At 47.7% G+C, this 18,727-nt stretch carries 15 protein-coding genes; 6 read left to right on the forward strand and 9 right to left on the reverse strand.

Translation table 11 applies throughout. The annotated features are described in order from the left end of the window. The first annotated feature begins 226 nt into the window (after positions 1 to 226). Both V5298_RS09165 and V5298_RS09170 read left to right on the forward strand, forming a co-directional pair. Positions 227 to 415, forward strand: coding sequence for a DUF2065 domain-containing protein (locus V5298_RS09165; RefSeq protein ID WP_332931161.1), 189 nt, complete (start codon positions 227 to 229; stop codon positions 413 to 415). 117 nt (positions 416 to 532) lie between these two features. After that, positions 533 to 1,831 carry an adenylosuccinate synthase gene (locus V5298_RS09170; protein WP_332931162.1) on the forward strand — a complete coding sequence of 433 codons (1,299 nt, stop codon included), beginning with the start codon at positions 533 to 535 and terminating at the stop codon, positions 1,829 to 1,831. Positions 1,832 to 1,909: 78 nt separating this feature from the next. On the opposite strand, the gene ggt is transcribed toward V5298_RS09170, so the two are convergent. The 3 genes from ggt to pbp4b all read right to left on the reverse strand — a co-directional run bounded on the left by ggt (position 1,910) and on the right by pbp4b (position 7,584). After that, positions 1,910 to 3,607, reverse strand: a complete 1,698-nt coding sequence (gene ggt / locus V5298_RS09175) for a gamma-glutamyltransferase (RefSeq protein ID WP_332931163.1) — start codon at positions 3,605 to 3,607, stop codon at positions 1,910 to 1,912. 4 nt (positions 3,608 to 3,611) lie between these two features. Then, entirely contained in the window at positions 3,612 to 4,988 is a 1,377-nt protein-coding gene (locus V5298_RS09180) for a Na+/H+ antiporter NhaC family protein (protein WP_332931164.1), read from the reverse strand. A 136-nt stretch (positions 4,989 to 5,124) separates the two neighbouring features. Beyond that, complete coding sequence (gene pbp4b, locus V5298_RS09185) at positions 5,125 to 7,584, reverse strand: penicillin binding protein PBP4B (protein ID WP_332931165.1); 2,460 nt, start codon at positions 7,582 to 7,584, stop codon at positions 5,125 to 5,127. A 154-nt stretch (positions 7,585 to 7,738) separates the two neighbouring features. Between pbp4b and V5298_RS09190 the strand changes: the two genes are divergently transcribed. Beyond that, positions 7,739 to 8,887 carry an acyltransferase family protein gene (locus V5298_RS09190; protein ID WP_332931166.1) on the forward strand — a complete coding sequence of 383 codons (1,149 nt, stop codon included), beginning with the start codon at positions 7,739 to 7,741 and terminating at the stop codon, positions 8,885 to 8,887. Here the strand turns inward: V5298_RS09190 and V5298_RS09195 are convergent. Continuing rightward, a complete protein-coding gene (locus V5298_RS09195) occupies positions 8,876 to 10,219 on the reverse strand; it encodes a M14 family zinc carboxypeptidase (RefSeq protein ID WP_332931167.1) in 1,344 nt (447 codons plus the stop codon). The genes V5298_RS09190 and V5298_RS09195 overlap by 12 nt on opposite strands. A gap of 214 nt (positions 10,220 to 10,433) precedes the next feature. Between V5298_RS09195 and V5298_RS09200 the strand changes: the two genes are divergently transcribed. Further along, a complete protein-coding gene (locus V5298_RS09200) occupies positions 10,434 to 11,285 on the forward strand; it encodes a MurR/RpiR family transcriptional regulator (protein WP_332931168.1) in 852 nt (283 codons plus the stop codon). 12 nt (positions 11,286 to 11,297) lie between these two features. On the opposite strand, the gene V5298_RS09205 is transcribed toward V5298_RS09200, so the two are convergent. From V5298_RS09205 to V5298_RS09215, 3 genes are all read right to left on the reverse strand, one after another. Beyond that, the gene (locus tag V5298_RS09205; RefSeq protein ID WP_416351165.1) at positions 11,298 to 12,452 is read right to left on the reverse strand and encodes an exo-beta-N-acetylmuramidase NamZ family protein; all 1,155 of its coding nucleotides are present in this window, start codon (positions 12,450 to 12,452) and stop codon (positions 11,298 to 11,300) included. Further along, positions 12,449 to 13,384 carry an N-acetylmuramic acid 6-phosphate etherase gene (gene murQ / locus V5298_RS09210; protein WP_332931169.1) on the reverse strand — a complete coding sequence of 312 codons (936 nt, stop codon included), beginning with the start codon at positions 13,382 to 13,384 and terminating at the stop codon, positions 12,449 to 12,451. Before murQ ends, V5298_RS09205 begins: the two co-directional genes overlap by 4 nt. Before the next feature lie 76 nt (positions 13,385 to 13,460). After that, on the reverse strand, positions 13,461 to 15,026 hold the full coding sequence (locus V5298_RS09215) for a sodium:solute symporter (RefSeq protein ID WP_332931170.1): 1,566 nt from the start codon (positions 15,024 to 15,026) through the stop codon (positions 13,461 to 13,463). Between the two features lie 134 nt (positions 15,027 to 15,160). On the opposite strand from V5298_RS09215, the gene alr reads away from it, so the two are divergent. After that, positions 15,161 to 16,234 (forward strand): alanine racemase, encoded by a 1,074-nt coding sequence (gene alr, locus V5298_RS09220; RefSeq protein ID WP_332931171.1) that lies wholly within the window; start codon positions 15,161 to 15,163, stop codon positions 16,232 to 16,234. Positions 16,235 to 16,314: 80 nt separating this feature from the next. Continuing rightward, positions 16,315 to 17,097, forward strand: a complete 783-nt coding sequence (locus V5298_RS09225) for a ZIP family metal transporter (protein WP_332931172.1) — start codon at positions 16,315 to 16,317, stop codon at positions 17,095 to 17,097. A 1-nt stretch (position 17,098) separates the two neighbouring features. Here the strand turns inward: V5298_RS09225 and V5298_RS09230 are convergent, their stop codons facing one another. Both V5298_RS09230 and V5298_RS09235 read right to left on the reverse strand, forming a co-directional pair. Beyond that, positions 17,099 to 18,268, reverse strand: coding sequence for a DUF819 domain-containing protein (locus V5298_RS09230; RefSeq protein WP_332931173.1), 1,170 nt, complete (start codon positions 18,266 to 18,268; stop codon positions 17,099 to 17,101). Next, positions 18,261 to 18,473, reverse strand: a complete 213-nt coding sequence (locus V5298_RS09235) for a hypothetical protein (protein WP_332931174.1) — start codon at positions 18,471 to 18,473, stop codon at positions 18,261 to 18,263. The genes V5298_RS09230 and V5298_RS09235 overlap by 8 nt, the downstream gene beginning before the upstream one ends. Positions 18,474 to 18,727 lie beyond the last annotated feature (254 nt).

Consider the following 18,727-nt stretch of genomic DNA (forward strand, 5'->3'; position numbering starts at 1 on the left):
GGATACATCAAGGGAATAATGCCCTTGTAGCGGAAATCTCATTAAATATCCTTATTGCCTATTCATCTTTATTGATATAGCAGATTTTATCGAGCATTGTGACATAAAATTACTGGTTGAATGTGTTAACCCGCATTTTTAGGATTTCAGTACCTTTATAATCGGTGGCTTGTCATTTTTATAACGTAAGTACTTATACTACACCGTAAAAAACTAAGGAATTAAAATGGAGTTAATATGGTTGGCACTTGCCATGGTTTGCATCATAGAAGGTTTAGGGCCTTTGCTGATGCCCAACCGGTGGCGACGTTATCTGTTAGCCATCAGTCAGCAACCGAGTAATCAACTCCGTCAAATTGGCGGTGTATTGGTGATTGTAGGCGCAATCACTTTGTTTTACCTTTTTTCTACATAAATTTTTGGAAAAATCCTTATTTTCTGTTGTAGAGGCGCATATTTGTACATAAAACAGGTGATCATAGTGCCTGATATTTGGTAGAATCCACGCCTAATTTTTTTACGCATTAGATTCATGGCAAAGAATGTTGTGGTACTCGGCACTCAATGGGGTGACGAGGGTAAAGGTAAGGTCGTTGACCTGTTAACAGATCGCGCAAAATACGTGGTTCGCTATCAGGGCGGTCACAACGCTGGTCACACACTCGTAATTGACGGCGAAAAAACCGTTCTTCATCTTATTCCTTCCGGTATTCTGCGGGAAAACGTTACCTGTATTATCGGTAATGGCGTTGTACTTAGCCCAGAAGCACTTATGACGGAAATCGGCATGCTCGAAGAGCGTGGTGTCCCCGTACGTGAACGTCTTAAGATAAGCGAAGCGTGTCCGTTAATTCTGCCGTATCATATCGCACTTGATGTCGCCCGGGAAAAAGCCCGTGGCAGTAAAGCAATTGGTACTACAGGGCGTGGCATTGGTCCGGCCTACGAAGATAAAGTGGCCCGTCGTGGTCTTCGCGTGGGTGATTTATTTAACGCGGAAGATTTTGCGGCCAAGCTTAAAGAAGTGTTAGATGTTCACAACTTTACGCTTACCCAATATTACAATGAGCCGGCCGTCGACTTCGATGAAACACTGAAGCAAGCATTGGCTGTTGCTGATACCCTGAAAGCGATGGTAGTGGATGTTACTGATGAGCTGGACAAAGCAGACAAGGCGGGTTTACCCATCATGTTTGAAGGCGCTCAAGGGACCTTGCTTGATATTGATCATGGCACATATCCTTATGTAACTTCTTCAAATACCACCGTTGGTGGTGTGGCTACCGGTGCGGGTTTTGGTCCGCTAAAACTCGATTATGTACTGGGTATTGTTAAAGCCTACACCACACGAGTAGGTTCAGGGCCTTTCCCCACGGAACTTGAATGCGAAGTGGGTCAGCACTTAGGGATCAAAGGGCATGAGTTTGGCGCCACTACTGGCCGTAAACGTCGTACGGGTTGGTTTGATGCCGTGGCAATGAAACGTGCTGTGCAAATCAACTCCATTACCGGGTTCTGCCTGACTAAACTTGATGTATTGGACGGATTAGAAACATTGCACATTTGTACTGGCTATAAAGATGCCAACGGCAATGTGAAAGACGTTCCCCCCATGGCTGCTGATGGTTATGATCTGGTGACGCCAGTGTATGAAGAAATGCCTGGTTGGAGTGACTCAACCTATGGTGTTACCGACTTTGAGAAGCTACCTCAAGAAGCCAAAAACTATATTGCTCGTATAGAAGCGATTACCGGCGTACCTGTCGATATCATCTCTACTGGTCCGGACAGACATGAAACCATGGTGTTGCGTCATCCTTATGACGTATAACATTATCGGTTAAAAAAAAGCCTGCTTTAAGCAGGCTTTTTTATTGGTCACGCAGGGAAAAATCCTGCGTGATAAATATTACAATGTGGTCTGTTCAACAATGGCTTTACCACGGCCACGAGCTTCTGAGCCAGCTTCTAAGCCTGATTCAGTACGTTTGATAAGATGTACATCACCAAAGTTGCTTTCTTTCATGGTGTATCCCATGGCTTGAAGTTTTTTCACGACATCGGCGGATAATCCACTGTGATAAGCAATGGTGTCTTTAGGCCATAATTGGTGATGGAAACGGGGACTGTTGGCAGATTGCTCTGCGTTCATGTCAAAAAACAACGCATTCAGAATAGTCTGGGCCACCGAAGAGATGATGGTTGTGCCACCTGGTGAACCTGTGACCAGCTTAACCTTATCGCCTTGCAGGACAATGGTCGGCGTCATAGAAGAAAGCATACGTTTACCGGGTTGGATTTCGTTGGCTTTACCGCCAATGGCACCAAAGAAGTTGGGGACGCCGGCTTTGGCACTAAAGTCGTCCATTTCATCGTTAAGCAAGAAGCCTGCACCTTCAGCAACTACGCCACTACCAAAAGAAAGGTTAATGGTGGTGGTGTTGGCAACGGCATTGCCCCATTTATCCATGATAGAAAAATGGGTCGTGTCGGTACTTTCATATAAACCGGGTTTGACGTCTTCTGTCACCGAAATCTCATCGGGGTTTACTTCCGCTGCACGACGAGCAATATAATCACTGTCAAGCAGGGCGTCGACAGGGACTTCAACATAATCCGGATCGCCTAAATATTCGGCGCGATCAGCAAACACGCGTTTACCGATTTCAGACATCAGGTGAATGTATTCAGCACTGTTATGGGCAGGCAGTTTATGCGTTTCCAATACCACGTTAAGCATGCTGATCCACTGGGCTACTGCTACACCACCAGAGCTAGGCGGTGGCGCGGTGATTAGCTTGTAGTCCTGCCATGGGTATACAATAGGTGCTCGCCATTTAGCTTCGTAACTTTGCAGATCTTCTTCAGTAACCAAGCCACCGTTTTGTGCCATAAAGGCGGCGATGGCTTTCGCTGTTTCACCTTCATAAAATCCTTTTTCACCCTGATCGCGGATACGTATCATTGAGGCGGCAAGTTCGGGCTGTGTAAACACCACTCCCGCTTCCCTTGCTGCGCCGAAATACTGGGTAAAGTTACTGGTGATCCCTTCTTTTTCCATGCGCTTGATGTAACGGTCTACCTTGGCGGCTAATTTAGGCGGCACCTTAAAGCCGTCTTTGGCTAAATCTACCGCGGGTTGAACCAACCGTGCCCAAGGTAATTTGCCAAAGCGCTGATGGGCCTGCCACATACCGGCAACAGAACCGGGAATGCCTGAAGCTTTTGCACCAAATAAGGATTCATGGGGTTTTACATCACCGTTCTCATCCAGGTACATATCTCGATGTGCAGCGGCTGGTGCCATTTCACGGTAATCAAGAAAGGCCGCTTCTTTATTGTTATAGATGGTCATAAAACCACCGCCACCGATGTTACCGGCTTCCGGTAAGGTCACAGCCAGCACAAATTGTGCGGTAATGGCGGCATCCACCGCATTTCCGCCGTCGTTGAGTACAGCCATAGCGGCATCGGCTGCAAAAGAGTCGGGCATGGAGACAGCTTGTTGAGCAACGACTTTGGGGGTTGTAGTTTTCGGCGCAGGGGTCTTATCTCCCGAACAGCCTGCGGTAACGCAAAGGAAAAGCGATAAAAATAGTATTCGCATAAGGTTATCCAATCATAATAATGCTGGCGGCCACGTACGCGATGAGCGTAAGGCCGCCTGCTGTTAATGCGTAAGGAAGCTGAGTGCGAATGTGAGTGAGCAGGTCGCACCCAGCCGCGATAGAGGATACGGCGGACGTGTCTGATATAGGAGAGCAGTGATCGCCGAACACACCGCCCCCCAAAATCGCGGCAATCACCAATGACGGTGGTAGCCCTAAAGTTTGAATAAGTGGCACTCCAATGGGGATCAAAATGGCAAAGGTGCCCCAACTGGTACCTGTTGTAAAAGACATAACAGCACCGGCCAAAAACAGCATGGGAACAATCAGTACTAAAGGTAAGTACTCACCAACAATACCGGCAACGAAAACTCCCGTTCCCAGTACTTTTAGGCTGGCACCGAGTGTGAGTGACAGCAGCACAATGGTCACTAACGGCAGAAGTTCTCCCATGCCTTTAAACCCAATGGCCACGGCTTCGTGATGAGTAAAGCGCTTGTGGGCCAGCATTAAAAAATACGCAACGGCGGTGGCCAAAATAGTGGCATACAAGACAGATTTACTACCACTGCCTTGGGACAAAACGCCGTTTCCCGTCCACAGCATAAAACCTACCATGCTAACAACCATAGTGATCAGTGGCACCAGCATATACCGGGCTTTTGTCGGTGGCTCTGTTTCTAATACGGTTTGCGTTTTGGACATGGCGGCTTCTTCTTCCGCCATGGGGCCATGAACCTTGTCTTTTGCGATGGTATAAACCACGATGGCCAAAGTGAAAATGGCATAAAAATTCAGCGGTACCGTACCCCAGAGAATGCTGGCGGACGTTTGTTCAAGTTCATAGCCATCTAACAAGCCCAGTACAAAGGCCCCCCATCCATTAAGTAAAATAAGAATGCAAACCGGTGCACTGGTACTGTCGATTATGTATGCTAGGCGGGCACGGCTCATTTTAAATTTATCGTACAGCCCCCGGGCGAAAATACCTGCGGTTAGAACGCTAAGGTTGGACTCAATAAAGACCGCAATGCCGGTGAACATGGTCAATGAACCCACTTGACGTTTGCTTTTGGCAACGCCTTTGCCCACCAACCAGTTTACTGTGGCGGTAACACCACCGGAATCACGGATATAAGCGAGCAACGCGCCTACCATCAAAGAGAAAATCAGTATGCGTGTATTGCCGGGACTTGAGGCAACACTAATGGTGCGTTCGATGGCGTTAATGGGGGCCAGTAATAGGGAACCTTCAGTTCCGTTGAAAAGGATAAGTCCTTCAGCACAGAGCACGGCAAGCAGTAGCGCCATGATCACTTCTTTTTTCCAAAACACCACGAAAATGGCGACTAAGGGCGGGATAATCGAAATCCAGTCCATGCAATGGTTACCTGTTCTTGTTATGATTTTTTAAATCTAGCGCTTGTATTAGGTTAGCCTACCCATATTGCCCCCTTCCTTCCAGTAATTTTATTTTAATCATCCTAAATTTCAGCGTGATGCTGGGCGGGGATGGCTAATTATTTTGTAACACCGCTTCGTAAATGCGGGTCATAACACTGCCGTAATTACCGGTTTCAAATTGGCTTTTACCGGTAAATTCCAGTTCACCGGTGTTAGATTCAACAACGGGTGAATGGCGGGCGTTGGTTAACAGCACAATGGCGAGGTCTAATGCAGGGTCAACCACAGTGGCTGTGCCGGTCCAACCGGTATGACCAAATGCCGTATGGCTTGCATAGGGACCAAAATGCCAGCGGTTGCGCCCGTCTGCTGCTCGCCGCCAGCCCAGTCCAAAGCCGGCATCTATTGATGAGGGGCCAGTGAACAGATCCAAAGTTTGTGCATCAAATAAGGAGACATTTTTGTAGCCGCCGCCATTTAACAGTGTCTGTAATAATATACCCATATCATCAATGTTTGAAAACAGTCCGGCATGGCCAGATACGCCCTGCATGCTATACCAGGCTTTTTCATCGTGCACTTCGCCCTGTAAGGTATAGGTGCGGATCCCTGGGAAGCTGACATGACCATTGCGGGTGTTGCCGTTAATTTCGGTGGCTGCAATTTGTTCGGGGCGAAACCCTTTTTGCAACGGGTTAAAAACCGTGTGATTAAGGTGGAGTGGGGCGTATAGAACCTGTTCACAATAACGGTCGAGGGACATACCGCTGACGCGCTCAACTAGATAACCTAAAAGCATAAAGTTGGTGTCACTGTACTGGCTCTCCAGCTTGTTACCTTCTTTGAAGGGAACCCGGGTGGCCAACAAGCGGTTGGTTCGGTTTTTCTGCCGCGACATCAAGGCTGGGCCATAAGGATTATCGGTTTTAAAAAAGCGAACTTCCGGGCCATAGCCAGATTGATGACTCAATAAATCTCGTACTGTACGCGCCTCCCTGCCATTGTCACGATACTCGGGAAGATAGTGGTAAAGGGGAGCATCCACATTGATTTTGCCTTCTGATACCAGTTTCATTATGGCCAAGGTTGTGGCCATGACCTTGGTATTGGAGGCCAAATCAAACAATGTCTCGGTGGTTATGGGCGTTGGTGCTGACAATGGCGAGCCGTCTTGGCTGTAGCGCAAGGCATAACCATAGGCTGCGCGCTTGATCACTTGTCCGTCTTTTATTACCAGTAACGCCGCACCGGGAAAACCGTCACTGATTTCCTGATTTATTAGTGTATCCACAGCCTTAAATTTGTCGCGCCAGGCTTGGGTATTATCAATCAGTTCAGGCCAAGGTACGGTGATTTTCACACTGTTTTCCTCGGGGGTTACGGCGTTAACAGATAACGTATTCAACCCGTTTTGGGTTCGTTTTTTCAAGCTGTAATGATAGGTTTTGCCTGCTAATAAAGGGTCAGCGATATTTAACGTTTGTCCATTGACCTGAATTTCGACGTGGGTTTCATCTTCGGCTTTAAGGATAATTTCACCTCTGCCTTTATAACTTTTGAAACCCCCTTTATCGTTAACCTCTTCACGGGTTGAGCGCGCTATCTGAGGGAAAACCTCATCGATTTGCCCTACTTTGGCGGGTTGCGCATTGTCATCAACGGCCACAAGGGCAGATTCTTTTTGGTACCGAGCCATTAACTTTTCAGTTTTGGCTGGAAAATATTTCTCTAACAAGGCAAATAAGGCCGAGGCCGTTTCACTGTCAAGGCGGCCTGAAACAGTGTCTTGAACAAAATGCATTTGAAAGGCATAAATAGCGTTTTGGGTAGGGCTATCGTAGATCCCTGTTTCTACCACACCGTAGCCATAGGCTTTGAGGGCTGCTTGCACTAAGCCGATATTGGGCAATTGTTGGTTAAACTTTTTCCAGTAGGCAGCACGGGTGTCGTTGTCATACCAAGCGCCCACACCGGCCTGATACAGTTCAAACCAAGGGAAACGCGGGCCTGGATCGTTTTTTCTGTTAAAGGCAATGTCGGCATGACCGACAACTGCTGTGGGGTGGATATCAGGGTTTCGCGCTAGAATATCTTTTGCCAGTGAAATAATGAGACTAACCTGTTCGGTGGGATAGTCAGGGAAAAAACACAAGCGATGGGCGCCGTGTTCAGAGGCTACTTGGCCCGGCTTTGTGTCGCGTTTGCAGTCAGGGACATTAACAATTTCAATGCCAATGGAGGTGTCGTTTAAATGAGAACGGGTTTGCCAGTAGCTGACACCGGCATGCCAAGCACGTTTATCTTCAGGTACCAATTGAATGATTTCGGCCTTGCCTGTGGGATTTGAGGGATCTGTCGGATCGGTAATAAGATAATGGGCGCTTAATCCGCCTTCATCCACCAGTGCATGGACGCTTTTTTCATAATCAATGGCGGTAAAATGCATTACTAATGTTTTAATGCGCTCACTGCGGTTTTGTGAGGGCATAGAAGCATAATCAGATGCACAACTGGTAAGTACCAATACTGTTGTAAAAAGCACAACGTAACGGAAGAAAAAACGAGAAACCATAAATTATAAGCCGCAATCATAAACGCAATAACCAAATTATCACAGATGAACAAGATGTAAATAATAAAATATTCCTTACGGCTGGTATTTCCTAGCCCATTGTGCTGCTATAGAGCCATATAATTACCTAGGTATCCTTTAAGAGACGGCATAAATGAAGCGAGTAATGGCAGTGGATGTAATGCGTGGGTTAGCCATCGTATTGATGGTACTGGTCAATAACCCAGGTAGTTGGCAGTCGGTGTACTGGCCCTTATTACATGCAAAATGGCATGGACTCACCCCCACCGATCTCGTGTTCCCTTTTTTCATATTTATCATGGGGGTTGCCATGAATTTTGCGTTTGCTCATCAACGCATGCAGCAGCAACCTCCTAAAGCCATTGTTTTGTCTATTATCAAGCGCAGCGCCATTTTATTCGCCCTAGGCCTGTTTTTGGCGCTCTTTTACGTAAATACGTTAGATCCCAATTTTAGCTGGATAGAAGATAAATTACTGTCCATACGGGTGATGGGCGTTCTGCAACGCTTGGCCGTGGTTTATTTCGTTACCGCCTTCATCCTGTATAAATTGGATATAAAGGGGCAATATGCCGCGTTGGTGGTCTGTATTGGTGGCTATTGGATGGCCATGGCATGGCTCCCCTACCATGATAGTCAAGATCAGGTTTATGTGGGTCTTTGGGAGTTTGGAAATAGCTTTTCAGCGTGGATAGATAACGCTGTCTTAGGGGCCAATCATGTGTATTATCCTCAGGCCCAGCCCTTTCCCTTTGATCCGGAAGGACTGCTTAGTACCTTTCCTGCCATCGGTACCTGTTTGTTTGGTGTTATCGCTGGGCAGTGGTTGGTGTCAGGGCAATCCGAAAAAAACACCTGTGGCTTGCTCTTCGTAAGCGGCGTGGTGCTCCTTGTCGGAGGCCTCATTTTAAGTTTGTGGGTGCCGGTGAATAAAGGGCTGTGGTCACCGAGTTACACCGTGCTCACTGCCGGTTTAGCCATGCTGTTGTTGGGCGTACTGGTTTTTATTCTGGATATAAAGCACCACCAGCTTTGGGCGAAACCTTTTGTGGTGGCTGGGGCAAATAGTATTGTGTTTTTTATGCTGTCGGGCATTCTTGCCCGCATTTTTCTTATGATCCCAGTGGCCGGCGTGACATTAAAAGCCTGGCTTTTTCAACAGGTGTTTTCGCCCTTAGCTTCGCCGCAAACAGCGTCATTGCTGTTTGCCTGCTGCTTTTTACTGCTCTGTTACCTTCCGGTTTATGTGATGTACCGCAAAAAGTGGTTTTTACGGGTTTAAGGTTGTCCATTGCCCTTCTAATATCGCCGCCTGGATCCCATTGTTGTTCTTCAATAAAAAGAAAGCACGCTCGCCCGGTAGCATACACACCTGTGATATAGGGGCTGTTTCAATTCTTACCGGTAACGTACAGGTGTGGCTAAGCTGACCCTTTGTATCCACAAAATAGCTGTAGCCTTCAGCCAGTAGCTTGCGATAAAAGCCATCGTCGAGATGCATAGGCGAGGTAACAACATAGGGTTTAATGTTCGCCACACGAAGACCTCGACCATCCACATCACTAAAACCGTGTATGGTACGTAGATCCCCAATGGCGGTGATACTGCTTTTGCCGGTTTTCCGGCATAGATTAATGCTAATGTCGGCTTGATAGGGCTGACTGTCCCCAAGGGTAATGTGGCTGAGCTTGGTATCACATAACCCGTCTTCACGATTGTCTGGAATACGATAATAATCGGCCAGGGAATACCTTTGATAGGTGTTTGAAAGTAAACTTAACAGCGCATAATGCAGCGCAACAACATTCATCTTTCGCGCGCTTTGCCGGTGGGGATCATCCAAGGCTGCCCCGCTTTCAATAAGGATGGTACTAGCCCCCGTGGCGGCGATATTGTCACCAAAAGAACGAAAGGAATAGGTGTCGTCGTAGCGGCCAATGCAGTTGGGAATAAAGTGATTTAAGGTACTTGCCATGCCGGCAATGAGCTGTTTGGCACGCAGTCTGGCCGCATCTACATGTTTATCTTTGTGATACGCCGGTGCAAGAAAGGCAATGGTGGCTGGGTTTGATGAGGTGCCAGCGGTGTAATAGGGGTTTTGATCGTGTAAGTTAAAGGCCACATCGGGGGCCAATTGTTTTACTTGGTCGTTTAGTATACGGCCTTCGGGAGATTGCAATGCCTTGGCATCCCGATTGATATCTATACCTTGGGCATTCACACGGGTACCGCGCTCAGCGCCATCGGGGTTAAGCATGGGAATAACATGAAGGGTTACCATGTTTTGCCAGTTTCGAGGCAAACCCTCAGGTTCACTGTTTAATAAAATATGCAGGTAGTCTAATACCGCCGCGGTGGCGGTGGGTTCATCGCCGTGCATTTGTGTCCAAGCCAGAAGGGTAAGAGGGCCTTTGCCTAAAGCGTAGCGAACAATCGGCCTGCCTTCGTAGGAGTGGCCTAGTAAGGTGGTTGTGATTTCACTGCTGGCCGATAAGGTCTCTACAATCGGAGTAATATCGTCAAACACCAGGTGACGTTTATCCAGCACCTTCCAATGCATAGCATCAAAGGTATTGGCAATGTCTGCTATAGCAAGATCTGGATGGGCGTTCATAATGTTGTCCTTATTGAAAGTCGGTGCTTTCTATGGCGAAGGTGGCGACAGAAATACGTGTGGTTATTTAATGGTATTTTGATATTCTATTCAACTGGTTTATATTTGAATAATAAATTCTTTGATGTGTGTAGCATTATTATTAGTCGCATGTGGTTGGGTGTTACTCAAACAAAGAAATAATCTAAATCTTGATAATTAAAGTGATGAATTCATGTCTGCATTTACTAAAATAAAAGCAATAAAACACGCATTGTCTGCCAGTGAGTCGAAGTTGGCTACCTTTACGCTGGATTCACCTAACGCGGTACGTGACTTATCGTCTCAGGAATTGGCAAATGTGGTGGGCGTAAGTCAGTCGAGTGTGGTGAAGTTTGCCCAGAAGCTAGGGTACAAAGGCTATCCGGCCTTTAAACTTGCGGTCATTGATTCGTTAAATAAAGAAGCCCCAAACACCCAAATCCACGGCAAAATCACCTTGTCTGATGGGTTTGAACAAATGGCCGACAAGCTCCTTGCCAGTAAAATTGGTGTATTGAACGAAACCCGCAATCTTAATGAAATGGTAGCCTTTGAGCGTGCGGTGGAATTGTTGAAAAACGCTAAGCGGGTGATGATTTGTGGTATTGGCGGCTCGGCACTGGTTTGTAAGGATTTTGCTTATAAGTTGCAAAAACTGGGCATAACGGCCATTGCAGAGGCCGATGGACATATACAGCTGGCCCTTGCCTCAACCTTTGGCGAAAATGATGTGGTGGTGGCGATTAGTGAGTCCGGTAGTACCCGGGAAATCGCAAATGTGGTCAATGAAGCCCGGAGCAATCATGCCATGGTGATATCTATTACCAAGTATGGCCATAACCAGATTGCCGATAAAGCCCAGGTACAACTCTATTCGGTGGCTGAAGAAGCGTCCTTGCGGTTATCGTCAATATTAGCTCGCACCGCGCAGGAATTAATTATTGATATGCTTTTTATTGCCCTGACTCAGGCGTCGCGTCCTGGCCGTAAATTGCTGGAAAAAACCAATGAAGTGGTGTCGCAGTTTAAGCGGCAAAAGAACTAGCGACCGGTATATTTAATACAATAAGTAGGGGCGTCGCTGCTGCTTAAATCGGGTGAGTGCCGGTTGCCATTGTTGACGAATGTCGGCTTCACTTTTCCCGGCTTCCAGATCTCGCCTTAACTGATCTGTACCGGCAAGCTTATCAAAAAATGCAGGGCGATCGATAAAGGATTCGTCAGCGCGCTTAAATTGCTCATAGGTTGATAAGAGAAGGGATAAGTCAAAGCCTTCCAATGAGGCGTGTCGTAAATCCATCCCGAATAATACCTTGCCTTCCAGTTTGGGATAAGGCGCACTGTTGGGTAGGCTTTGTGGGCTGAACTGAAATTCACCGAGTTTGACTTTGTCGTGTCCGAGTACCTGAAACGGATAGGGTGTGCCGCGTCCCACACTGACTGTGGTTCCTTCAAATAAACACAGTGACGGGTAAAGAGCGATGGCCTGATCATTGGGCAGATTCGGGCTAGGTGGCACGGGTAACGAATAAAGCTGATCTTTACGGTAATTCGCCATCTTTACCACATGAAGTGACAAGGCGGCTGCGTGGGATATCCAGTTTTCCCCTTTGATCATTTGGGCCAGTTCGGCCATGGTCATACCGTGGAGTAAGGGGATGGGATCCATACCTACAAATGACGCAAAAGCCTCCTCACGAACAGGGCCATCGACAAAGCGACCATTTGGATTCGGTCGGTCTAATACAATAAGGGGGATGCCTTGCTCCGCCGCCGCTTCCATAACCAGATGCAAGGTACTGATATAAGTATAAAAGCGTGCGCCCACATCCTGAATGTCAAAAATGAGAATGTCTATGTCCTGAAGCATTGCGGGGGTGGGTTTTTTGGTTTTGCCATATAGCGACAAGATAGGGAGGCCGGTTTTTTCATCATGCCCATCTGCGATGGTTTCCCCCGCGCCGGCATCACCTCTAAAGCCATGTTCCGGCGCCATCACTTTGCGAATATCGACTTTTTTTGCAAGCAGATAATCCACGAGGTGCATCTGGTTTACCATGGAGGTCTGATTGACAATCATGCCAACCCGTTTATTTTTAAGCAGCGGCAAATAGAGGTCGGTGCGCGCAGCGCCAAGGGTTAAACCTTGGGCTGCGAAGGTCATCATCGCCAACAGTACCCATAGTGCTGTCTTTGGCATGAGTTTTTTCATTGCTGCTCTACGGCGCGGCGTAAAAAGCCGTGATGATTGACGAGCATGGTTTCTGCTTCTGTGGCACTGGTGTCGGTTAATATCATCATAATGGCCACTTTGGCATTATGGTGCGCATCTTCCAGCGCTTTTGAAGCATCATCTTTCGAGCAATCGGTTGCTTGCATGACAATACGGATAGCCCGGGCCTTTAATTTTTCATTTGTGGCATTCACATCCACCATCAAGTTCTGGTAGGTTTTGCCCAAGCGGATCATGCTTGCGGTGCTCAACATATTCAGTACCAGTTTTTGTGCTGTTCCAGACTTCATACGGGTGGAGCCTGTAAGGCATTCAGGACCTACAACGGGGCAAATGGGAATGCGGGCCGCGTTAAGCACAACAGAGTCAGGATTACAGGCAATGCTGATGGTATCGGCGCCAAGACTTGCGGCATACTCAAGGGCACCGACAACATAAGGGGTGCGACCACTTGCTGAGATACCCACCAAGACGTCTTTTTCGGAGAAATCGATATCTTGAATATCTTTGGCACCTTGGGCTTTGTTATCTTCAGCGCCTTCCACAGCATGCTGGATAGCGGTTTCGCCACCGGCGATAATACCGATAACTAAGGTATCGGGAACACTAAATGTGGGGCGACATTCTACCGCATCAAGGATCCCTAATCGGCCGCTGGTGCCTGCGCCGATATAGACCAGGCGGCCACCGGCTTGTAATCGATTAACAATGGCATCAACGGCTTGCGCAATATGCGGGATTTCCTGGGCGACAGCATTCGCGACCTTGGCATCTTCCTGATTGATCTTGCGTAAAATTGCATCCGTCGATAGTAAGTCAATATCCATGGTTTCCGGATTTCGACCTTCTGATACGATCTTGTTCAGCTGGGCCAGTAAATCAGACGTCCCGCTTACTTTTTTTGCCTGCATAGTTTGCCTTATGAGGTTGCACTGCTTAGTTATCAAAGTTCTGCAGTATTCTTCTTCAAAATGGGGGCACGAAAAATTAGTTTTTCGGCTCCGCTGTGGTATTACCTAACGCACAAATTACGGTGGAAATTGCGGTTCCTATTACCAGTTGCCAAGTAAAGCCGAGTTCAAAGTGCCATTGTGAAGGTAACACAGTATGGATCACGTAAGGCTGCATGGACAAGGGAACCAAGAAACCAACAATAAGTGCGATGATCACAGAGCGCTGACTGCCACGGGTGGAAAACAGGGTTACGAAATAAACCCCCAGTAAACCACTGTAGGAAAAGACCATGACACCCAGGGCAAATTGCAACAATGGCATGTTGGTGTACTGTTGCCAGTAATAACATAGGCATGCCATAAAACCTAGCGCTGACGCTACCAGCACCATGGCCCATCGCCCCGCTTTGACATAATGACCGTCGTCGGTTTTATTGTGCTTCCCTTCACGCCAGGGACGATAAAGATCTTGCACCAATACGCTAGCCATTGAGTTGAGTCCGGAGTTCAATGTGGATAATGCCGCAGCTAAAATACCAATGGTAACCAAACCGCGCACACCTGACGGTATTTCTGTTAATACATAGTACATAAATATGGTGACAGGTTTACCGGCGAATGAAGGTACCGGTCCGTCAGACAGGCCAGAGGCCATAATATCCGGGCGTTGGTAGTAAATATAAAGTAAAAGCCCTATCACTAAAAATAGCAGCATAACGGGAATCACCATTACCACCGACATCAGCATGGCTTTACTGCCTTCTTTAGCATTGCGACAGGTCAGTACCCGCTGGGTCATATCCTGATCAAGACCAAAGGCGGCGATGTTAAGTAGCACAAAGCCCGTTAACACCGAAAACAAACTAAATACCCCGCTATTGGTAAAATCCATATCGGTGTTGATGAGCCGCAATTTTGAGGTTTCACCGGGGGCGGGATTTTGCAAGGCGGCAATAATATCGCCAAAAGAAGCGGGGATGGCGTTGTACAACACTATGATTACCGCAATGGCGGCACCGACATAAATGACCGCTTGTAATACATCAGAATAGATAACGGTACGAATGCCGCCATAAACGGTATATACCAAACCACAAACGGTGATGATAAGGGTGGCGGTGATCACGCTGGAGGCGTCAATATTGCCAAACAGGATCATGGCGACGGCGAGGGCAGCCATATATAAACGAGCGCCGCTGGCAAAAACCCGACCAAACAAATACATTAAACCGGCCAGGCGCTTGGCCCGGGCGCCAAAACGTTGCTCTAGTAATTCGTATACCGTGTACACTTTTTGTTGGTAAAAACGGGGAATAAGGAAAATGGCCACAAAGAAGGCGGCGATGAAAGCGCCAATGTTAGTGGACAGATAAGTGAGATCGTTTCGGTATCCTTGGTCGGGGCCACCGAGAAATGTCGCGGCAGATTGGGAGGTTGCCAAAACCGAGATGGCGACCATCCACATGGGTATGCTATTGCCGCCAAGGAAATAGTCATTGGCTGAGCGGTTTTGTCTGTTAAATAACCAGCCGCTGCCTAAAAGGACAAGTCCGTAGCCGATAAATACCAGTATATCTGCAAATGCGTAGTGACCTAACATTCTGTCCTGTTACATTATTTTTATTCACTCGAATATGTAGAATATATTATTCCATTTAATATGTATAGCCGGAATTTTATTGCCGAGGTAAGATATTAGGGTTTTCATCAAATCAGTTGGAAGGAAAACCCTTTTTGAGCAGGCAAACCCAAGCGGTCATTCATGCCGATGCACTCATACATAACTTCGATTTATTATCAGCCATGACACCGGAAGGTCAGTCAATGGCAGTGATCAAAGCCGATGCCTACGGCCATGGTGCGATTAATGTTGCACGTATCCTTCGTGAACGTTCTCCTTATTTTGCTGTGGCTATCGTCGAAGAAGCGATTCAGCTTCGCGACGCCGGGATCACGGCTCCCATTGTGGTGCTTGAAGGACCACATCAGGATTATGAGTGTGCAGTGGCAGGCGAACAAAACTATATTCTTGTGGTACATCAGCAACAACAGTTGCAATGGTTAGCATCCTGTCCGTTGGAACAGCGACCGACGGTGTGGTTGAAAGTGGACTCAGGGATGCATCGACTGGGATTTCAGTGTCAGGAGATCCCGGCTTTGCTTTCACGCCATGGGGATCTATTTAACGTGCCGCCGGTATTAGTGACCCATCTCGCCTGTGCCGATGAGGTTAATCATCCTTTTAATGGGCAACAGCTTGAAGATTTTCTCGCCCTGCGTGATCAAACGGGCTTAGCGGTGAGCATTGCTAATTCTCCTGCCGTGGTGGGATGTCCACAGGCTCGGGCCCAGTGGAATCGTCTAGGGATCGCCATTTACGGTGCCCAGCCATTGCAAGGTGACTGTGGCTTGTCGTTACAGCCGGTAATGTCTTTGCAGGCTAGCGTTATTTCGGTCAAAAAGGTAAAAGCCGGCGATACCGTGGGCTACAGCCAAACTTGGCGGGCACAACGTCCGTCAGTGATTGCCACCGTTGGTATTGGCTATGCGGACGGTTACCCGCGCCATTGTCCTAACGGTACGCCGGTGATGATTAATGGGCATCGAGGGGTGTTAGCCGGAAGAGTCTCTATGGATATGATTACTGTGGATGTCACCGACATTCCCACCCCTCAACCCGGTGATCCCGTTGAATTATGGGGACAGCAGCTGGCCGTTGATGAAGTGGCCCGTTATGCGGGCACCATTTCCTATGAACTGTTGACACGGGTGTCTTCTCGGGTGCCAAGGCTAGTGTACTACGTGTAATGCTTCGAAAAATAGATAAAATAAATCACCACATTGAGACCGATTGTCATTAAATAAACAACCCCTTTTATGGAGACAGAATGGACTCATCGAATGTTGTATTAATGGGCTTCGTTGCCAGTTTGTGCGCCAGCATGGGGACCACATTGGGAAGCTTAGGTGTATTAACCATCAGAAAGCTGTCGGTGAGGACAGAAGACGGGTTACTGAGTATGGCTGCCGGCATTATGTTGGCGGCCACCTTCTTCTCACTTCTTTTGCCCGCTTTGGAATATGCCGGCAAGGATAATCATCAGCCCGTGTTAGGCGCACTAGAGGTGGGATTGGGCGTGTTTTTAGGTGCCGGGTGCCTGTACTTTATTCACCAAAATGTCCCCCATGAACACTTTGGAACCGGTAAGGAAGGACGGGAAAGCACCCAATTAGGACGTATCTGGCTATTTGTTATGGCCATTACCCTACACAACTTTCCGGAAGGTTTAGCGGTGGGGGTCGGCTTTGCCGGTGGTGAACTTAAAAATGGGGTAACCCTGGCCATTGGGATTGGACTTCAGAATTTCCCAGAAGGTTTGGCCGTTTCTGTGGCCTTGATGTCGGTGGGTTACACCCCGCTGAAATCTGCGGGTATTGGCATTCTTTCCGGCTTAGTTGAACCTGTGGGGGGATTAATTGGTGGACTGGCAGTGGCGACGATGGAAGCTTTTATGCCATGGGCATTAGCCTTTGCCGCCGGTGCCATGCTGTTTATCATCAGTGATGAAATCATTCCCCAAACCCACCAGCGCGGGTATCAGAATTTAGCCACGTTTTCCTTATTAATCGGGTTTATCATTATGATGATCCTGGACGTTGCCTTGGCCTAAGCTAAGGGCTGCCAGCAATAAACGCGAGCACTCTGCCTACGGCCAGTCCGCCAGCAGTGCCCACAATGTAGCCTAGCATGGCCATGAGTACGCCTACGGGGATAAGGGCTTTTGAATAGGATGCGGCTAATATGGGGGCCGAGGCAACGCCACCGATATTGGCCAGGGAGGCCAGTCCGCAGGTGAATAAATCCAATTTAAAGAGCTTGGCAGCTATTACCATAATCAGGCCGTGGATCAGTAGAATCAGGCCGCCAGCCAAGATGTATATGGGCGCTTCGAGTAATTCCCCAAAACTGGCTCTAGAGGCAATAAGTGCAATAATCAGATTCAGCATGATTATGGCGAGCATGTCGGCACTGGCAAAGCGTTTTAAGGGCGTCATTGCGCCAATGATCCCCGCTAATGTGACATAGGCGACGGTCCAGGCGGTGGGGGTAAAATAGGTTGATGCTGGCATATAGGCGGACAGCCATTGGGCGCCGGTGGATATTACACATGAAATCGCCAGCATTAACAGCAAATTGCCACCACTGACAGGGTACGTATGCTGTTGAGACTTTTCTAATGATGCGCCTACCTGCGCTAAGATGCGCTCATCTGCACCGGTCCATTTATTAAAATGTCGTGCATAAGGCACTAAAGCCAGTAGCAGCATAACCCATAAGGCATAATCCACCGAATCGATGAGCAGGGTGTAACCCATGGCTGAATCTGGCACATCCAAGGCTAACTGCACCGCAGCAAGGTTCCCCGTTCCTCCCATCCAGCTTCCGCATAATGCCGCAAATGTTTTCCATGCATTGGCGGCAAGAGCATTTTGAAAAATTGCGTAAGTAACAATAAACCCACAGGCAATACTGAGGCTGGCGAGTAAAAAGGTAAAAATCATCTTCCAGCCCAGCTTTTTAATTTGCCGGAGATCTGCATTCAGCAGCATGAGAAAAATCATTGCCGGAAGCAGGTTATTGCGCAGCGCCTTGTAGGTATCGTCAATGACAGGGCCCGATTGCCAGATGCCAATACTGGCGCAGACCATCACCACAAAATATAAAAGCACAATGGCGGGCAAATAGCGGAAAAGACGAAGTTTGGCGTGTGCTTCAAGAAAATACAAACAACCTGCTATGGCTAAAAGTACGGTTACATAGCCAAAGGCGGTACTAATCATAGGTTTGTTCCTCTGGATTGCTATCGAATAGCCGTGGCAGGTGGCTTAAAAGTAGAATTTTCGGGTGAGGGAAAAGCGCCAGTGCCGATTCTGTTGCCATTAGACGACAATATTTACAGGTTAAACGGTTTGCCATTGATATGGCCTGCTGAGAGGCGCACAATAAATGGAATACGAGAAGCCAATAGTTATTCTCTTTTTTCATATCATGCTTCCATTTATACATTTATTCTAAATTTTATTCTATTTTAGAATAAAGTATTTCATCCCGGATGCAACCATTCTCTCGTGTTTATCATCAACTTGTGAGGTTATTCTCACGCTAAGTCTTAAGGACCATTATGCGAACAAGCTTTGCGCGAGTCAGAGTCAATCCTGGTGCTTTTAGCAGACCCGTGCCACCCAAACCTACCGCACCTGCGAAAAAGAAAAAGTAACAATAAGGCCAAGCCAAACGAT

The organism is Alteromonas sp. 14N.309.X.WAT.G.H12 (genome assembly GCF_036697315.1).
GTDB lineage: Bacteria > Pseudomonadota > Gammaproteobacteria > Enterobacterales > Alteromonadaceae > Alteromonas.

What these genes read in the sequence shown, in the direction of transcription:
- V5298_RS09165 (WP_332931161.1), top strand. Translation starts at nt 227, where the DNA reads ATGGAGTTAATATGGTTGGCACTTGCCATGGTTTGCATCATAGAAGGT.
- V5298_RS09170 (WP_332931162.1), top strand. Translation starts at nt 533, where the DNA reads ATGGCAAAGAATGTTGTGGTACTCGGCACTCAATGGGGTGACGAGGGT.
- ggt (WP_332931163.1), bottom strand. Translation starts at nt 3,607, where the DNA reads ATGCGAATACTATTTTTATCGCTTTTCCTTTGCGTTACCGCAGGCTGT.
- V5298_RS09180 (WP_332931164.1), bottom strand. Translation starts at nt 4,988, where the DNA reads ATGGACTGGATTTCGATTATCCCGCCCTTAGTCGCCATTTTCGTGGTG.
- pbp4b (WP_332931165.1), bottom strand. Translation starts at nt 7,584, where the DNA reads ATGGTTTCTCGTTTTTTCTTCCGTTACGTTGTGCTTTTTACAACAGTA.
- V5298_RS09190 (WP_332931166.1), top strand. Translation starts at nt 7,739, where the DNA reads ATGAAGCGAGTAATGGCAGTGGATGTAATGCGTGGGTTAGCCATCGTA.
- V5298_RS09195 (WP_332931167.1), bottom strand. Translation starts at nt 10,219, where the DNA reads ATGAACGCCCATCCAGATCTTGCTATAGCAGACATTGCCAATACCTTT.
- V5298_RS09200 (WP_332931168.1), top strand. Translation starts at nt 10,434, where the DNA reads ATGTCTGCATTTACTAAAATAAAAGCAATAAAACACGCATTGTCTGCC.
- V5298_RS09205 (WP_416351165.1), bottom strand. Translation starts at nt 12,452, where the DNA reads ATGAAAAAACTCATGCCAAAGACAGCACTATGGGTACTGTTGGCGATG.
- murQ (WP_332931169.1), bottom strand. Translation starts at nt 13,384, where the DNA reads ATGCAGGCAAAAAAAGTAAGCGGGACGTCTGATTTACTGGCCCAGCTG.
- V5298_RS09215 (WP_332931170.1), bottom strand. Translation starts at nt 15,026, where the DNA reads ATGTTAGGTCACTACGCATTTGCAGATATACTGGTATTTATCGGCTAC.
- V5298_RS09225 (WP_332931172.1), top strand. Translation starts at nt 16,315, where the DNA reads ATGGACTCATCGAATGTTGTATTAATGGGCTTCGTTGCCAGTTTGTGC.
- V5298_RS09230 (WP_332931173.1), bottom strand. Translation starts at nt 18,268, where the DNA reads ATGATTAGTACCGCCTTTGGCTATGTAACCGTACTTTTAGCCATAGCA.
- V5298_RS09235 (WP_332931174.1), bottom strand. Translation starts at nt 18,473, where the DNA reads ATGAAAAAAGAGAATAACTATTGGCTTCTCGTATTCCATTTATTGTGC.